The organism is Streptomyces sp. NPDC058674, assembly GCF_042716505.1.
Lineage (GTDB): Bacteria > Actinomycetota > Actinomycetes > Streptomycetales > Streptomycetaceae > Streptomyces.
Map to the genome: position 1 here is coordinate 22,801 of NZ_JBHXSC010000033.1, position 13,982 is coordinate 36,782.

The 13,982-nt window shown below is 73.1% G+C and carries 9 protein-coding genes and 3 tRNA genes; 6 read left to right on the top strand and 6 right to left on the bottom strand.

Annotated features, from left to right (window positions below):
• Window positions 1–73 precede the first annotated feature (73 nt).
• Together ACFWU6_RS18620 and ACFWU6_RS18625 are read right to left on the bottom strand one after the other, a co-directional pair.
• The gene (locus ACFWU6_RS18620) at window positions 74–1,405 is read right to left on the bottom strand and encodes a deoxyguanosinetriphosphate triphosphohydrolase (RefSeq protein ID WP_383807264.1); all 1,332 of its coding nucleotides are present in this window, start codon (window positions 1,403–1,405) and stop codon (window positions 74–76) included.
• 56 nt (window positions 1,406–1,461) lie between these two features.
• Window positions 1,462–2,220 (bottom strand): sirohydrochlorin chelatase, encoded by a 759-nt coding sequence (locus tag ACFWU6_RS18625; protein WP_383807262.1) that lies wholly within the window; start codon window positions 2,218–2,220, stop codon window positions 1,462–1,464.
• Between the two features lie 311 nt (window positions 2,221–2,531).
• On the opposite strand from ACFWU6_RS18625, the gene ACFWU6_RS18630 reads away from it, so the two are divergent.
• The 3 genes from ACFWU6_RS18630 to ACFWU6_RS18640 all read left to right on the top strand — a co-directional run bounded on the left by ACFWU6_RS18630 (window position 2,532) and on the right by ACFWU6_RS18640 (window position 7,040).
• Entirely contained in the window at window positions 2,532–3,230 is a 699-nt protein-coding gene (locus ACFWU6_RS18630) for a vancomycin high temperature exclusion protein (RefSeq protein ID WP_383807259.1), read from the top strand.
• Between the two features lie 229 nt (window positions 3,231–3,459).
• The gene (locus tag ACFWU6_RS18635) at window positions 3,460–5,556 is read left to right on the top strand and encodes a molybdopterin oxidoreductase family protein (protein WP_383807256.1); all 2,097 of its coding nucleotides are present in this window, start codon (window positions 3,460–3,462) and stop codon (window positions 5,554–5,556) included.
• Window positions 5,557–5,990: 434 nt separating this feature from the next.
• Window positions 5,991–7,040 (top strand): RNA polymerase sigma factor, encoded by a 1,050-nt coding sequence (locus ACFWU6_RS18640; protein WP_383982011.1) that lies wholly within the window; start codon window positions 5,991–5,993, stop codon window positions 7,038–7,040.
• A 104-nt stretch (window positions 7,041–7,144) separates the two neighbouring features.
• On the opposite strand, the gene ACFWU6_RS18645 is transcribed toward ACFWU6_RS18640, so the two are convergent.
• The 4 genes from ACFWU6_RS18645 to ACFWU6_RS18660 all read right to left on the bottom strand — a co-directional run bounded on the left by ACFWU6_RS18645 (window position 7,145) and on the right by ACFWU6_RS18660 (window position 12,750).
• Window positions 7,145–9,067 (bottom strand): ABC transporter ATP-binding protein, encoded by a 1,923-nt coding sequence (locus tag ACFWU6_RS18645; protein WP_383981962.1) that lies wholly within the window; start codon window positions 9,065–9,067, stop codon window positions 7,145–7,147.
• Window positions 9,064–10,797, bottom strand: a complete 1,734-nt coding sequence (locus ACFWU6_RS18650; RefSeq protein ID WP_383981964.1) for an ABC transporter ATP-binding protein — start codon at window positions 10,795–10,797, stop codon at window positions 9,064–9,066. Before ACFWU6_RS18650 ends, ACFWU6_RS18645 begins: the two co-directional genes overlap by 4 nt.
• A 155-nt stretch (window positions 10,798–10,952) precedes the next feature.
• Window positions 10,953–12,404 (bottom strand): FGGY family carbohydrate kinase, encoded by a 1,452-nt coding sequence (locus ACFWU6_RS18655; RefSeq protein ID WP_383981966.1) that lies wholly within the window; start codon window positions 12,402–12,404, stop codon window positions 10,953–10,955.
• A 43-nt stretch (window positions 12,405–12,447) separates the two neighbouring features.
• A complete protein-coding gene (locus ACFWU6_RS18660) occupies window positions 12,448–12,750 on the bottom strand; it encodes a YtxH domain-containing protein (RefSeq protein ID WP_383981968.1) in 303 nt (100 codons plus the stop codon).
• 145 nt (window positions 12,751–12,895) lie between these two features.
• Between ACFWU6_RS18660 and ACFWU6_RS18665 the strand changes: the two genes are divergently transcribed.
• The 3 genes from ACFWU6_RS18665 (at window position 12,896) to ACFWU6_RS18675 (ending at window position 13,307) form a co-directional block, all read left to right on the top strand.
• Window positions 12,896–12,968: transfer RNA gene (locus ACFWU6_RS18665), tRNA-Asn, on the top strand.
• A gap of 5 nt (window positions 12,969–12,973) precedes the next feature.
• Window positions 12,974–13,046 (top strand) — tRNA-Asn (locus tag ACFWU6_RS18670).
• Window positions 13,047–13,233: 187 nt separating this feature from the next.
• Window positions 13,234–13,307, top strand: a tRNA-Ile gene (locus ACFWU6_RS18675).
• Window positions 13,308–13,982 lie beyond the last annotated feature (675 nt).

Below are 13,982 nucleotides of genomic sequence, written 5' to 3' on the forward strand. Positions count from 1 at the left end.
CTTCGTCACGTGCGGCCACATGCGAGCGTCCCGCACTGAGCCTGCCCCGTGAAGGGGGAATGGCCCGATCGGCTCACCCCTCGGCGCGTCGGGTGCGCCGGGTGAGGCGGGCGTGCAGGGAGAGTGCTGCCGCGTCCGTGAGGCACGCGATCTGGTCGATGACCGCGCGTTTCCTCCCCCTGTCGTCGGGCGCGGCGTCGAAGATGGCCCGGAACTGCGGGTCCAGGCCCTCGGGCGCGCGGGCGCTGAGCGCCTCGGCGAGTTCGGCCAGGACGACGCGCTGGTCGGCGCGGATCCGCCCCTGCTCGTCGCGCTGCATGACGTACAGGTCGGCGACCGCCTTGAGCACCGCGCACTCGTTGCGGGCGGCGCGCGGGACGACCAGCTCGGCCCCGTACCGGGTGAGGCGGCCCGAGCCGTACGCCTCGCGCGTGGCGCCCTCCGCCGCCAGGCAGAAGCGGCCGATCAGCTGGCTGGTGGCGTCCTTGAGCCGGGCCTGGGCCAGGGCCGAACCGTCGTACCCGTGCGGCCACCACTCCTGCTCCATCAGCCGGTCCAGGGCCTCGCGCAGCTCCTCGGGCTCGGTGTCGGCGGGAACGTACCGCCCGATGGCCACCTGCCAGATGGCGGCGCGCTCGGGGTCGGCGAAGAGCAGATTGGGGTCGAGGTGCCCCGCGTGCAGCCCGTCCTCGAAGTCGTGCACCGAGTACGCGACGTCGTCGGCCCAGTCCATGACCTGGGCCTCGAAGCACTTGCGGTCCGCGGGCGCGCCGCGGCGCAGCCACTCGAAGACCGGCAGGTCGTCCTCGTACGCCCCGAACTTCACCGAGCCGGGATCGGTGGGGTGGTCGCCGCGGGCCCACGGGTACTTGGTGGCGGCGTCCAGGCAGGCCCGGGTGAGGTTGAGACCGACGCTGACGGGCTCGCCGCCCTCCCCGTCGGGCACGAACCGCTTGGGCTCCAGGCGGGTCAGCAGGCGCAGGGACTGGGCGTTGCCCTCGAAGCCGCCGCAGTCCTGGGCGAACTCGTTGAGCGCCTCCTCGCCGTTGTGGCCGAAGGGCGGGTGGCCCATGTCGTGCGAGAGGCAGGCCGCCTCGACCAGGTCGGGGTCGCAGCCCAGTGCCAGGCCGAGCTCGCGGCCGACCTGCGCGCACTCCAGGGAGTGGGTCAGCCGGGTCCGCGGGCTCGCGTCCCAGTCGTACGACCGGGTGCCGGGGGTGACGACCTGGGTCTTCCCGGCGAGCCTGCGCAGCGCGGCGGAGTGCAGCACGCGGGCGCGGTCGCGCTGGAAGGCGGTGCGGCCGGGCCGTTTGTCGGGCTCGACGGCCCGGCGTTCGGTGGCGGCGGGGTCGTACGGCTCGCGGGAGTCGGTCGGATGTGCGGGGACGTGTGCGGTGCCTTCCATCCTCAGACCGTAACCGCAGACACCGACGATCCGGGGGATACGGCCGTACGGGCGCCTCAGGCGCTGGCCAGGTACAGGCTGCCCTCCTGCCGGGCGAGGGCCTCGTCGTAGCGCTGCAGGACGAGGCGGGCGAGAGCCGGGTGGTCGCCGAGCGGGGCGGCGGCCGGGCCGGGGGAGGCGCCGGCGCAGCGGGTGGCGAAGAGGCCGGGCGCGGTGAAGTACGAGGCGATGGCGGGCCGGTGGTGGCCGCGGGCGGCGAGCGCGCGGACCGCGTCGGGGATGCCGGGGGTGGCGGCGGAGGCGTAGGCGGCGACCACGGCCACGCCGCCGAGGCGCTCGGAGAGCAGGGCCGCGGCGGCACGGGTGTCGGCGGCCGCGTCGGGATCGCGCGATCCGGCGGCGGCGAGCACCACGGCCGTGCCCGGGGTCCAGCCGGCCTCCAGGAGGCGGTCGCACAGGACCTCGACGAGCAGCGGGTGCGGGCCGAGCGGCGCGGCGACGCGCACCCGCAGGCGGGAGGCGCGGGCGGCGGCCGCCGGGAGGTCGCGCTTGACGTGGTGGCCGCGGCCCAGGAGCAGCGGTACCAGCACCGCTTCCCCGGGTGAGTCCCCGGCCGCGGGGGCCGGCCCGGAGCGGTCCGCCGACACCAGCTCCAGGGTGTCGGAGAGCAGCGGGCGGTTCAGCTCGATGTGCCCGAGCCGGACGTCGAGGCGCGGGCGGAGCTCACGGACGCGTTCGAGGAGCGCGAGGGCGGTGTGCCGGGCGCGCGGGTCGCGGCTGCCGTGGGCCACGGCGACGAGGGCGGGCTGCTGCATGGGTGGGCTCCGTGGGGCCGGGCCCGCGGCGGATGCAGCCCGCTGAGCTGCGTACCGAGTTGGGCGGTGATCCGGGTGAGCAGTTCGGCCGCGCTGCCGAAGGAGGGGGACAGGGTCTCGGGAGGGTGCACCGGCTCCGTCATGGACCGATCCTGCGCGCCGGAGGTTGCCGGGGCGTTGCGCCGACGTGACGGGTCTTTTCCTGCTGCTCACTCGCTCATTCGTACGGGTGAAAGGCGGGGCGGGCGGAACTGGGGGCCGGGCCGGTTCGTCCATCCGTACGAATGCCGGTGCGAGCAAGGGGGACGGTCATGAGGATGCCGGAGTGGGCGAGGGCGGCGGCGGCGCGGCTGCCGCGGGGGCGGCGGGCCCGGCGGCTGGCCGTGCAGGGCGTGATGGCGGGGTGCGTGCTGGCGCTGCTGCCCTCGGCGTGGACGCACGCGAGCGCCGCCGACCGGCTGCGGAGCACGGCCGACGCCCCCGCCGCCGAGGTGGCCGTGGTGTTCGGGGCGGGCCTGTGGAAGGGCCGGCCCACCCCCTACCTGGCCGACCGGCTCGACGCGGCCGCCGAGCTGTACCGGGCGGGCAGGGTCAAGGTCGTCCTGGTCACGGGGGACAACAGCCGCACGGAGTACGACGAGCCCGACGCCATGCGCACCTACCTGACCGGCCACGGGGTGCCGGGCGACCGGATCGTCAGCGACTTCGCGGGCTTCGACACCTGGGACTCCTGCGTGCGGGCCCGGCAGATCTTCGGGGTCGAGCGGGCCGTGCTGATCAGCCAGGGCTTCCACATACGCCGGGCCGTCGCCCTGTGCCAGGCGGCGGGCGTGGAGTCGTACGGCGTCGGGGTCGACGACGTGCACGACGCCACCTGGTACTACGGCGGCACCCGCGAGGTCTTCGCGGCCGGCAAGGCGGCGCTGGACGCGGCCTTCAAGCCCGCCCCGCGCTTCCTCGGACCGAAGGAGCACGGGGTGTCGCGGGCGCTGGCGGCCCGGGCGGACTGACACGCCGCCCGGCCGTGCCGACGGGCCACGGGCCGCGGGTCCGCCGGCCCGCGCACCGGGGGGTGGCACGGGGCGGTGATGGCCCCGGGCGGACCGGCCGTCCCCGCCACCGGCGGAGCCCGCCGGGCGCCGGCCTCACCGCGGTCTCCGGACGGCGCTGAGGTGACCGTACGGGAGGCGTAACCGGCGGCGGCCGCCCGTGTAACACCGCCGTCGCAGCCTGGACGGCATGCACACCCCGCAAGCAGCCGCCACCCCCACGCACTGCCCGTACTGCGCACTCCAGTGCGGGATGACGCTCCGCCCCGAGCCCGGTGGCACGGGCGTGGCGGTCGAGGAGCGGGCGGACTTCCCCGTCAACCGGGGCGCGCTGTGCGGCAAGGGCCGCACCGCCCCGGCCGTGCTCTCCTCCCGGGTCCGCCTGACCGAGCCGCTCGTCCGTACCCGCGCCGGGCGGCTCGAACCGGCCACCTGGGAGGTGGCCCTCGACAGAGTCGCCGAGGGCCTGGCCCGCACCCGCCGGACGCACGGGCCCGACGCGGTCGGGGTGTTCGGCGGGGGCGGGCTGACCAACGAGAAGGCGTACGCCCTCGGCAAGTTCGCCCGGGTCGCCCTGCGCACCTCGCAGATCGACTACAACGGCCGCTTCTGCATGTCCTCGGCCGCCGCCGCCCACCAGCGCGCCTTCGGGCTCGACCGGGGGCTGCCCTTCCCGCTGGAGGACATCCCGCGCACCGGCTGCGTGATCCTCGTCGGCTCCAACCTGGCCGAGACCATGCCGCCCGCCCTGCGCTACCTCACCGAGCTGAAGGAGAACGGCGGCACCCTGATCGTCGTCGATCCGCGCCGCACCCGTACCGCCGAGCAGGCCGACCTGCACCTGGCGCCCCGGCCGGGAACGGACCTCGCGCTCGCCCTGGGCCTGCTGCACCTGGTGGTCGCGGAAGGCCGTACCGACGAGGAGTTCATCGCCGCCCGCACCACCGGCTGGGAGGAGGCCAGGGCCGCCGCGATGGCGCACTGGCCCGAGCACGTCGAACGCATCACGGGCGTCCCGGTGCCCGCCCTCCGCGAGGCCGCGGCCCTCTTCTGCGCGCCCTCCTCCGCGATGGTCCTCACCGCCCGGGGCCCGGAGCAGCAGTCCAAGGGCACCGACACCGTCGGGGCCTGGATCAACCTGTGCCTGGCCACCGGCCGGGCCGGCCGGCCGCTCTCCGGCTACGGATGCCTCACCGGCCAGGGCAACGGCCAGGGCGGCCGCGAGCACGGCCAGAAGGCCGACCAGCTCCCCGGCTACCGCAAGCTCACCGACCCGGCGGCCCGCGCCCACGTCGCCGCCGTCTGGGGCGTCGACCCCGACAGCCTCCCCGGACCGGGGCGCAGCGCCTACGAACTCCTCGACGCCCTCGGCACGGACGTCAAGGCCCTGCTCCTGATGGGCTCCAACCCGGTGGTCTCCGCTCCCCGTGCCGGCCACGTCGAGGACCGCATCCGCTCCCTGGACTTCCTCGCCGTGGCCGACGTCGTGCTCTCCGAGACGGCCGCCCTCGCCGACGTGGTCCTCCCCGTCGCCCAGTGGGCGGAGGAGACCGGCACCACCACCAACCTGGAGGGACGCGTCCTGCTCCGCCGCCGCGCCCTGACCCCGCCACCGGGCGTGCGCACCGACCTGGACGTCCTGCACGGCCTGGCCGGCCGCCTCGGCGTCGAGAAGGGCTTCCCCACCGCCCCCGAGGAGGTCTTCGACGAACTGCGCCGCGCCTCGGCGGGCGGCCCGGCCGACTACTCGGGCATCACGTACGCGCGGATCGAGGCCGAACAGGGCGTCTTCTGGCCCTGTCCCGAGGGCGCGGAGGGCACGCAGCGGCTCTTCCTCGACTCCTTCGCCACGGACGACGGCCGGGCCCGCTTCGTCCCCGTCTCCCACCGCGACGCCGCCGAGGTCCCCGACGCGCAGTACCCGATCCTGCTCACCACCGGCCGGGTCGTCGCCCAGTACCAGTCCGGTGCCCAGACCCGCCGGGTGGACGAGCTCAACGCCGCGGCTCCGGGCCCCTTCGTGGAGCTGCACCCGCGCCTCGCGGCCCGCCTCGGCGTCACCGACGGCGCCCCGGTGGCGGTGACCTCCCGCCGGGGCCGCGCGGTGGCCCCGGCCCGCGTCACCGACACCATCCGCGCGGACACGGTCTTCATGCCGTTCCACTGGCCGGGCGAGGGCCGCGCCAACACCCTGACCAACCCGGCCCTGGACCCGGTGTCCCGGATGCCGGAGTTCAAGGTCTGCGCGGTCCGCGTGGAACCGGCCGCCCCGCAGCACCCGGCCTGAGGCCCTGCCCGCGCCGCCCGGCCCCGGACCCCGCGCGGGCGGCCTCCAACTCCCGTGCCGTAGAACGGCTCTCCAGGCGTGCGGGCCGGCCGGTTCCGGGCGGAGCGCCGTCGCGCCGGTCTCGTCCGGACACAGGGGGACGGTCTCCTCGGACATCCGTCCGATCCGCATCGGGGTTCCCGCCGGGGGGTAACCATCCGGTCACGCACCGGACTCAGAAAAGGCTCGCACGCCCCTCGTGGCAGTGATGTGTCGTACCCCACACTGAGTGCGGTGCCCCCGTCCTCGGAGCCCTGGAGGTCGCCCCCGTGCAGACCCAGACCGTGACCGTGTCCGTGACCGTGAGCGAGTCCTCGGAGACCGACGAGGCGGAGGCCGAGGCCGAGGCAGGGGCCGAGGTCGTGGACGAAGCGGCGGACGAAGCAGCGGACGAAGTGGCGGACGAGGCCGTGGACGAGGCGGCGGACGGAGCGGACGAAGACCCCGAGGTGCTGGAGCTGATCGAGCCCGTGCCGGCGCAGCGGCGCCGCAGCGCGGGCGCCGCCGCGCGCAGGGACGGCGGGGGCGGAGCGGGCCCCTCCGCGGACCTGTTCCGGCAGTACCTGCGCGAGATCGGCAGGATTCCCCTGCTGTCCGCCGCCGAGGAGGTCGACCTCGCCCGGCGCGTCGAAGCCGGGCTCTTCGCCGAGGAGAAGCTCGCCGGCGCCCCCGACCTCGACTCCCGGCTCGCCCTGGACCTCGACAAGCTCGTCGTGATGGGGCGGATGGCCAAGCGCCGCCTCATCGAGTCGAACCTGCGCCTGGTGGTCTCCGTCGCGAAGCGGTACGTGGGCCGCGGGCTCACCATGCTCGACCTCGTGCAGGAGGGCAACCTCGGCCTCATCCGTGCCGTGGAGAAGTTCGACTACGCCCGCGGGTACAAGTTCTCCACCTACGCGACCTGGTGGATCCGGCAGGCGATGTCCCGGGCCCTCGCCGACCAGGCCCGGACCATACGGGTGCCGGTGCACGTCGTGGAGCTGATCAACCGGGTCGTCCGCGTCCAGCGCCGCATGCTCCAGGAGCGCGGGTACGAGCCCACCGCCGAAGAGGTCGCCGCCCACCTGGAGCTGACCCCCGAGCGGGTCATGGAGGTCCTGCGCCTCGCCCAGGAACCGATCTCCCTGCACTCTCCGGTGGGCGAGGAGGACGACGTCGCCCTCGGCGACCTGATCGAGGACGGCGACGCCGCCTCACCCGTGGAGTCCGCCGCCTTCTTCCTGCTGCGCGAGCACCTGGAAGCCGTGCTCTCCACCCTCGGCGAGCGCGAGCGGAAGGTGGTCCAGCTCCGGTACGGGCTCGCCGACGGCCGTCCCCGCACCCTGGAGGAGATCGGACGGATCTTCGGCGTGACGCGCGAGCGGATCCGCCAGATCGAGTCCAAGACCCTCAACAAGCTCCGGGACCACGCCTTCGCCGACCAGCTCCGGGGCTACCTGGACTGACCGGCCGCCGCCCGCGCCGCCGTGACCGCGGCCCGGCCCGCGGCGGCCCGAGCCGCTCCCGCCGGATCGGCCGGATCGGCCGGCCGCCCGGCCCGCCCGGCCGTCTAGTCGACCTCCGCGACCGCCTGCGCGAACTGCGCCGCGTACAGCCGCGCGTACGCCCCGCCCGAGGCCAGCAGCTCCTCGTGGGTGCCCTGCTCCACGATCGAGCCGCTCTCCATCACCAGGATCACGTCCGCGTCGCGGATCGTGGACAGCCGGTGCGCGATCACGAAGGACGTACGGCCGTGCGCCAGGCGCGCCATCGCCTTCTGGATCAGCACCTCGGTACGGGTGTCCACCGAGCTCGTCGCCTCGTCGAGGACCAGGATCACCGGATCCGACAGGAACGCCCGCGCGATGGTGATCAGCTGCTTCTCGCCCGCGCTGACCCCCGCGCCCTCGTCGTCGAGCACGGTGTCGTACCCGTCCGGCAGCGTGCGCACGAAGCGGTCCGCGTGGGCCGCCTTCGCCGCCTCCTCGACCTCGGCGCGCGTCACCTCGCGCGAGGCGCCGTAGGCGATGTTCTCCGCGATCGTGCCGCCGAACAGCCACGTGTCCTGGAGGACCATGCCTATCCCGGCGCGCAGTTCCTCACGGGTCATCTTCGCGATGTCCACGCCGTCCAGGGCGATCTCGCCGCCCGTGACCTCGTAGAAGCGCATCAACAGGTTGACCAGGGTGGTCTTGCCCGCCCCCGTCGGGCCGACGATCGCAACCGTGTGACCGGGCTCGACCGTCAGCGAGAGGTTCTCGATCAGCGGCTTGTCCGGCTCGTAGCGGAAGGCCACCTTGTCCAGCGTCACCTGGCCGCGCAGCCGCTCCGGGCGCTCGGGGACCTCCGCGTCGGGGTCCTGCTCCTGCGCGTCGAGCAGCTCGTAGACCCGCTCGGCGGAGGCCACGCCGGACTGCACCAGGTTCGCCATCGAGGCGACCTGCGTCAGCGGCATCGAGAACTGGCGCGAGTACTGGACGAAGGCCTGCACGTCGCCGATCGAGAGGGTGCCCGAGGCCACCCGCAGACCGCCGACGACCGCGATCAGCACGTAGTTGACGTTCGATATGAAGAACATCACCGGCTGCATGATGCCGCTGACCAGCTGCGCCTTGAACGACGCCCGGTACAGCGCCTCGTTCTGCTCGGCGAAGACGGCCGCCGACTCCTTCTGCCGGCCGAAGACCTTGACCAGCGCGTGGCCCGAGTACATCTCCTCCACGTGCGCGTTGAGCGCACCCGTGGTCTTCCACTGCGCCACGAACTGCGGCTGCGACTTCTTGCCGATCCTCGCCGCGACGAAGACCGAGACGGGTACGGTCACCAGCGCGACCAGGGCCAGCAGCGGCGAGATCCAGAACATCATCGCGAGCACGCCCACGATCGTCAGCAGCGAGTTCAGCAGCTGCCCCATCGTCTGCTGGAGCGTCTGCCCGATGTTGTCGATGTCGTTGGTGGCCCGGCTGAGCACCTCGCCGCGCTTCTGCCGGTCGAAGTACGACAGCGGCAGCCGCGACAGCTTCGCCTGGAGCTCCTCCCGCATCCGGTACACGGTGCCGTTCATGACGTGGTTCGACAGCCGCGTCGCGACCAGCATCAGCAGCCCGGCCAGCGTGAAGGTCACCAGCGCCCAGACCGCCACGGCCCCGACCGCGCCGAAGTCGATGCCCTCGCCCGGGGTGAAGGCCGTGCCGGACAGCATGTCCGCCATGCCGCCCTGCCCGTCGGCGCGCATCCGCTCCAGCGCCTGTTCCTTGGTGATCCCGGACGGCATCTGCCGCCCCACGATCCCGGCGAAGACCAGGTCGGTCGCGTTGCCGAGGATCTTCGGCCCGACCACCGCGCAGCCGACGCTGGCGACGACGGCGACGACCATGCCCCACAGCTTGGCCCGGTCCTGCGCGAGCTGGCCCAGGAGCCGCTTGCCCGATCCCTTGAAGTCCATGGACCGCTGGACCGGGCCCGTCATCATCCGTCCTCCGGGCCCGCTCATGCGGCCTCCGCCTCCGTCAGCTGGGAGAGCACGATCTCCCGGTAGGTGTCGTTGCCGGCCATCAGTTCGTGGTGGCGCCCCTCGCCCACCACCCGGCCCCCGTCCAGGACGATGATCCGGTCCGCGTCGCGGATCGTGGAGACCCGCTGGGCGACGATGACCACGGTCGCGTCCCCGGTCTCCCGGGCGAGCGCCGCGCGCAGCGCCGCGTCCGTCGCGTAGTCCAGGGCCGAGAACGAGTCGTCGAAGAGGTAGATCTCCGGACGCTGCACGAGGGTGCGGGCGATGGCCAGGCGTTGGCGCTGGCCGCCGGAGACGTTGGTTCCGCCCTGGGTGACGGGAGCCTCCAGGCCGCCCTCCAGCTCGGACACGAAACCCTTGGCCTGGGCCACCTCCAAGGCCTGCCACAGCTCCTCGTCGGTCGCGTCCGGGCGCCCGTAGCGCAGGTTGGAGGCGACCGTTCCGGAGAACAGGTACGGCTTCTGCGGGACCATGCCGACCGTCTTGGCCAACAGGTCCGGATCGAGCCGCCGTACGTCCTCGCCGTCGACGAGCACCTCGCCGCCGGTCGCGTCGAACAGCCGCGGGACCAGTGCCAGCAGGGTGGACTTGCCGCTGCCGGTGGAGCCGATCACCGCGGTGACCTCGCCGGGGCGGGCCACGAGGTCCACCCCGCGCAGCACGGGCGCCTCCGCGCCCGGGTAGCGGAAGTCGGCGCCGCGCAGCTCCAGCTGCCCGTGCCGGGCCAGCTCGCGCACCGGGTCGACGGGCGGGACCACGCTGGAGTCGGTGTCCAGGACCTCCTGGATCCGCTCCGCGCAGACCTCGGCGCGCGGCACCATCATGAACATGAAGCTGGCCATCATCACGGACATGACGATCTGCATCAGGTAGGCGAGGAAGGCCGTCAGCTGGCCGATCTCCATGCCGCCGCTGTCGATGCGCATCGCGCCGAACCAGATGACGGCGACGCTGGAGATGTTCACGACCACGATGACGGTGGGGAACATCAGCGCGAGGAGCCTGCCGGCGGCCAGCGAGACGCCGGTGAGGTCCGCGTTGGCCTCCCGGAAGCGGTCCTTCTCGTACGCGTCGCGGACGAAGGCGCGGATCACCCGGTTGCCGGTGATCTGCTCCCGCAGCACCCGGTTCACGGTGTCCAGCCGCTCCTGCATCTGCCGGAACAGCGGCCGCGTCCGAACGATGATCGCGCCGACGGCGAGGCCCAGCACGGGGACCACGGCGAGCAGGACGCCCGACAGCTTCACGTCGAGGGAGAGCGCCATGACGATGCCGCCGACGCACATGATGGGGGCCGAGACCATCAGCGTGAAGGTCATCAGCGCCAGTATCTGGACCTGCTGGACGTCGTTGGTCGTCCGGGTGATCAGGGACGGGGCGCCGAAATGGCCCAGCTCCCGGGCCGAGAAGCCCTGCACCCGGTCGAAGATCCCGGCGCGCACGTCGCGGCCGAAGGCGGCCGCCGTGCGTGCCCCGTAGTAGACGGCGCCGACGTTGCACACCAGCTGGACGAGCGAGACGCCCAGCATCAGGGCGCCGAAGCGCAGGATGTAGCCGGTGTCGCCGTGGACGACACCGTTGTCGATGATGTCGGCGTTCAGGGTAGGCAGGTAGAGGCTCGCGCTGGTCTGCAGCAGTTGCAGCAGGACCAGCACGCACAGGGGTTTCCGGTACGGACCGAGACGGGTCCGCAGAAGTCGTATGAGCACGCGCAGGCTCCGGTCGGCAAGATCGAGGGGGTTCACCCCATCTTCGGCCAACCGGCGGCCCGATCCCCACCGGATTTCGCAAAGCCCGGTCAAAAGGAGTAGGCCGCCCCCGCGGCCCGAACCACGGGCGGACGCGGGACGCGGGACGCGGGCCGCTACGCGAACGCCCCCGGGTGGAGCTGCTCCCGCGTCGCGGTGTACTGCTGGCGCACTGCCCCCCAGGCGGGGAGGTCCTCGCCCGGCTCGAAGGTCTGCGCGGACGGGGCCGGCCACACCGGCGGGGTGTGCGGGGCCAGCGTGCCCCGCGCCGCCCCGAGCGCCCAGGCCGCCTGCCGGGCCGCGCCCAGCGCCGCGTAGTCGGCCGGCGCGGGCACCACGACCTGCGTCCCGAACAGCCCCGGGGCGAAGGCCTGCACGGCGGGCAGCTCGGCCGCCGCGCCCAGCAGGAACACGCGGCGGATCTCGACCCCGCGCGTGCGCATCACGTCGAGGGCGTCCACCAGGCCGCACAGCATCCCCTCGAACGAGGCGCGGGCCAGGTGCTCCGGCTTCATGGAGTCCCTGCGCAGTCCGGACAGGGTCCCGGCGGTGTGCGGCAGATTCGGCGTCCGCTCGCCCTCCAGGTACGGCAGGAGTACGAGGCCGTGCGCACCCGGAGTCGACTTCAGTGCGAGCGCGGACAGCCCCTCCAGGTCGGTGCCCAGCAGCTCGGCCGTGCCGCGCAGCGCCCGTACGGCGTTCAAGGTGTTCACCACCGGCAGGTGCAGGCCGCTGGCGTCGGCCAGCGAGGTGATCAGGCCGCCCGGCTCCGACAGGGCCTCGCGGTGCACCGCCATCACGGAGCCGGAGGCGCCCAGCGAGACCACGGCGTCGCCGGGCGCGAGGCCGAGCCCCAGCGCCGCGGCCATCGTCTCGCCGGTGCCGGCGGATATCAGCAGCCCCTCCGGCGTGGTCCCGGCCGCATCGGCCGGGCCGAGCACCTCGGGCAGCAGCGCCTGGTGCCCGAGCGCCAGCTCGACCAGGTCGGGGCGCCAGGAGCCGCTGGCCGCCGACCAGTACCCGGTGCCGGAGGCGCCGCCGCGGTCGGTGGTCCGCCGGGCCGGCCGGCCCAGCAGCTGCCAGACCAGCCAGTCGTGCGGGGACATCAGCACGGCCACCCGGCGGGCGGCCTCGGGCTCGGCGCGGGCCAGCCAGGCCAGCTTCGCGAGCGGCTGCGCGGAGTGCGGGACCGAGCCCACCGCCTCGGACCACGCCTGCCGGCCGCCGAGGGAGTCGATGAGGTCGGCGGCGGCGACCTGACCGCGCTTGTCGTTCCCGACCAGGGCCGGGCGGACGAGCCCGCCCTGGGTGTCCAGCGGCAGCAGCCCGTGCTGCTGCGCGGAGACCCCGATGGCCTGGACCCCTTCGAGGAGTCCACCGCCGGCGGCCTCGCCGAGCGAGAGCAGCCAGGCCTGCGGATCGGTCTCGTGGGGGTTGGCGCCGTCGGGTTCCCCGGAGGGCTGCGGATGGGGCGCGTACCCCTGGCGCAGTACGGATCCCGTCTCGGCGTCGCAGACGACGATGCGAGTGAAGGCGGAAGAGCTGTCCAGCCCGGCGACTATCCCCATGCGGAGAATTCTGCCGCACGCCGGCCCGGACTCCGCCGGCGGTTCAGGTGTTGCTCGTGCCCCAGTCGTCCTCGGCCCCGCCGCCGACCCGGTCGCGCAGCCCCCGCACCCGGCCGGCCAGGCTCTCCGGGACGACGTCGCCGACCTTCTCGCTCACCGCGGCGAAGGTCTTGACGGCGAACTGGCGCCCGTTCTGCCCGGCGCTCTCGGCGGCGTTGCGCACCACCGGGTGCTGGGCGACCTCCCGAGCGGACTTCCTCAGCTGCTCGTACCGCTCCCGCCCGGCCCTCGTCCCGAGGACGTAACCCAGGGCCAGTCCGACCGCGAACGTGATCTTGTACCGCATGCCTGCCACCCTTCGTCGTGTGGTGCCCGGCCTGCTGTGGATACCGATTGGCGGAGCACCCCCCTGCTTGCGCTAATCTATGTCTCGCAACGCGCAGTCGCCCCCCGGCAAGGCCGGAGGTGGGCTGTTCGATGTACCGCAGCAATCCCCTGTAGCTCAATTGGCAGAGCAGCCGACTGTTAATCGGCAGGTTACTGGTTCGAGTCCAGTCGGGGGAGCGCGGTCCCCTGTAGCTCAATTGGCAGAGCATTCGGCTGTTAACCGGAGGGTTGCTGGTTCGAGTCCAGCCGGGGGAGCAGGAAGAGGAAGAGGGCCCCCAGTGGGTCCTCTTCCTTTTTGTCGCCCCGTCCGGAACCGGGCAGCCCTCGCCGCGGTCTCTCTGAACAGGCGAAGCCGATCATGCGAGGCACCCGAGGCAGGAGATCGTATGAGCGGCTATGCTGCGGCAGACGGCGCGCACACGTGTACGCGCCACGCCGTGAAGGGGCGGTAGCTCAGCCGGTTAGAGCAGCGGACTCATAATCCGTCGGCCGTGGGTTCGAGTCCCACCCGCCCCACTCACCATCCCCAGGCAGAATCGCTCTGACCTGGGGAAACGTATTTTCCAGGGGTTTTTGCGTGTGGCGTTCACCTCGCGTGGGTGTGGCGAACGTGAGTCCTCGTACATTGAAGAGGAGCCCTGACGGCGTTGACCTGGGGTTTTGTAGCGACGTCCCCGTGGGAGCGTCGTGAAGCAATCCCACGGCTGCTGATGGATACGCCCACCACACTGACGTCGTCCTCCCCTGATCGTTGATCGAGGGGGCCGTAGCAGTCTGCCGCTGCCGCATAGGAGAGGGAGAGTTCGAGCAGGGCGTTGACCTCCCTGCCGGCCCTCGGGGCTCATCGACTTCATCGGCCTCTTGTGGTCGAGCAAGAGCTTCGCGCACCGCGACCGGGCGATGGCCGCCTCGCTCCATCGGGAGCTCGGTCCTGCTCAGGTCGCCGTGTGGTCGCCTTTGGTAAGGGCATGCTTGGTACGGCGGGGTTCACAGCGACTGCTTCTCACGGATCCGGCACAGGAGCTGACCGGATGGAAACCGGGTGGCTGGGTCCTCGCGCCGGGCTTGTACTGCTTCGCCATCGCAAGCCCGTTCTGCGATCTGACGCCGCTGCGGACTCTGACCACCAGGTGATGGTTGAGGCAGGCGATGATGCCCGCCGCGAGCGCGGCTCCGGCCACCATTCAGAGG

Excerpts from the sequence above, each read along its gene's own strand:
- ACFWU6_RS18630 (WP_383807259.1), top strand. The coding sequence starts at position 2,532 with ATGAGGATGCCGGAGTGGGCGAGGGCGGCGGCGGCGCGGCTGCCGCGG.
- ACFWU6_RS18635 (WP_383807256.1), top strand. The coding sequence starts at position 3,460 with ATGCACACCCCGCAAGCAGCCGCCACCCCCACGCACTGCCCGTACTGC.
- ACFWU6_RS18645 (WP_383981962.1), bottom strand. The coding sequence starts at position 9,067 with ATGAGCGGGCCCGGAGGACGGATGATGACGGGCCCGGTCCAGCGGTCC.
- ACFWU6_RS18655 (WP_383981966.1), bottom strand. The coding sequence starts at position 12,404 with ATGGGGATAGTCGCCGGGCTGGACAGCTCTTCCGCCTTCACTCGCATC.
- ACFWU6_RS18620 (WP_383807264.1), bottom strand. The coding sequence starts at position 1,405 with ATGGAAGGCACCGCACACGTCCCCGCACATCCGACCGACTCCCGCGAG.
- ACFWU6_RS18660 (WP_383981968.1), bottom strand. The coding sequence starts at position 12,750 with ATGCGGTACAAGATCACGTTCGCGGTCGGACTGGCCCTGGGTTACGTC.
- ACFWU6_RS18625 (WP_383807262.1), bottom strand. The coding sequence starts at position 2,220 with ATGCAGCAGCCCGCCCTCGTCGCCGTGGCCCACGGCAGCCGCGACCCG.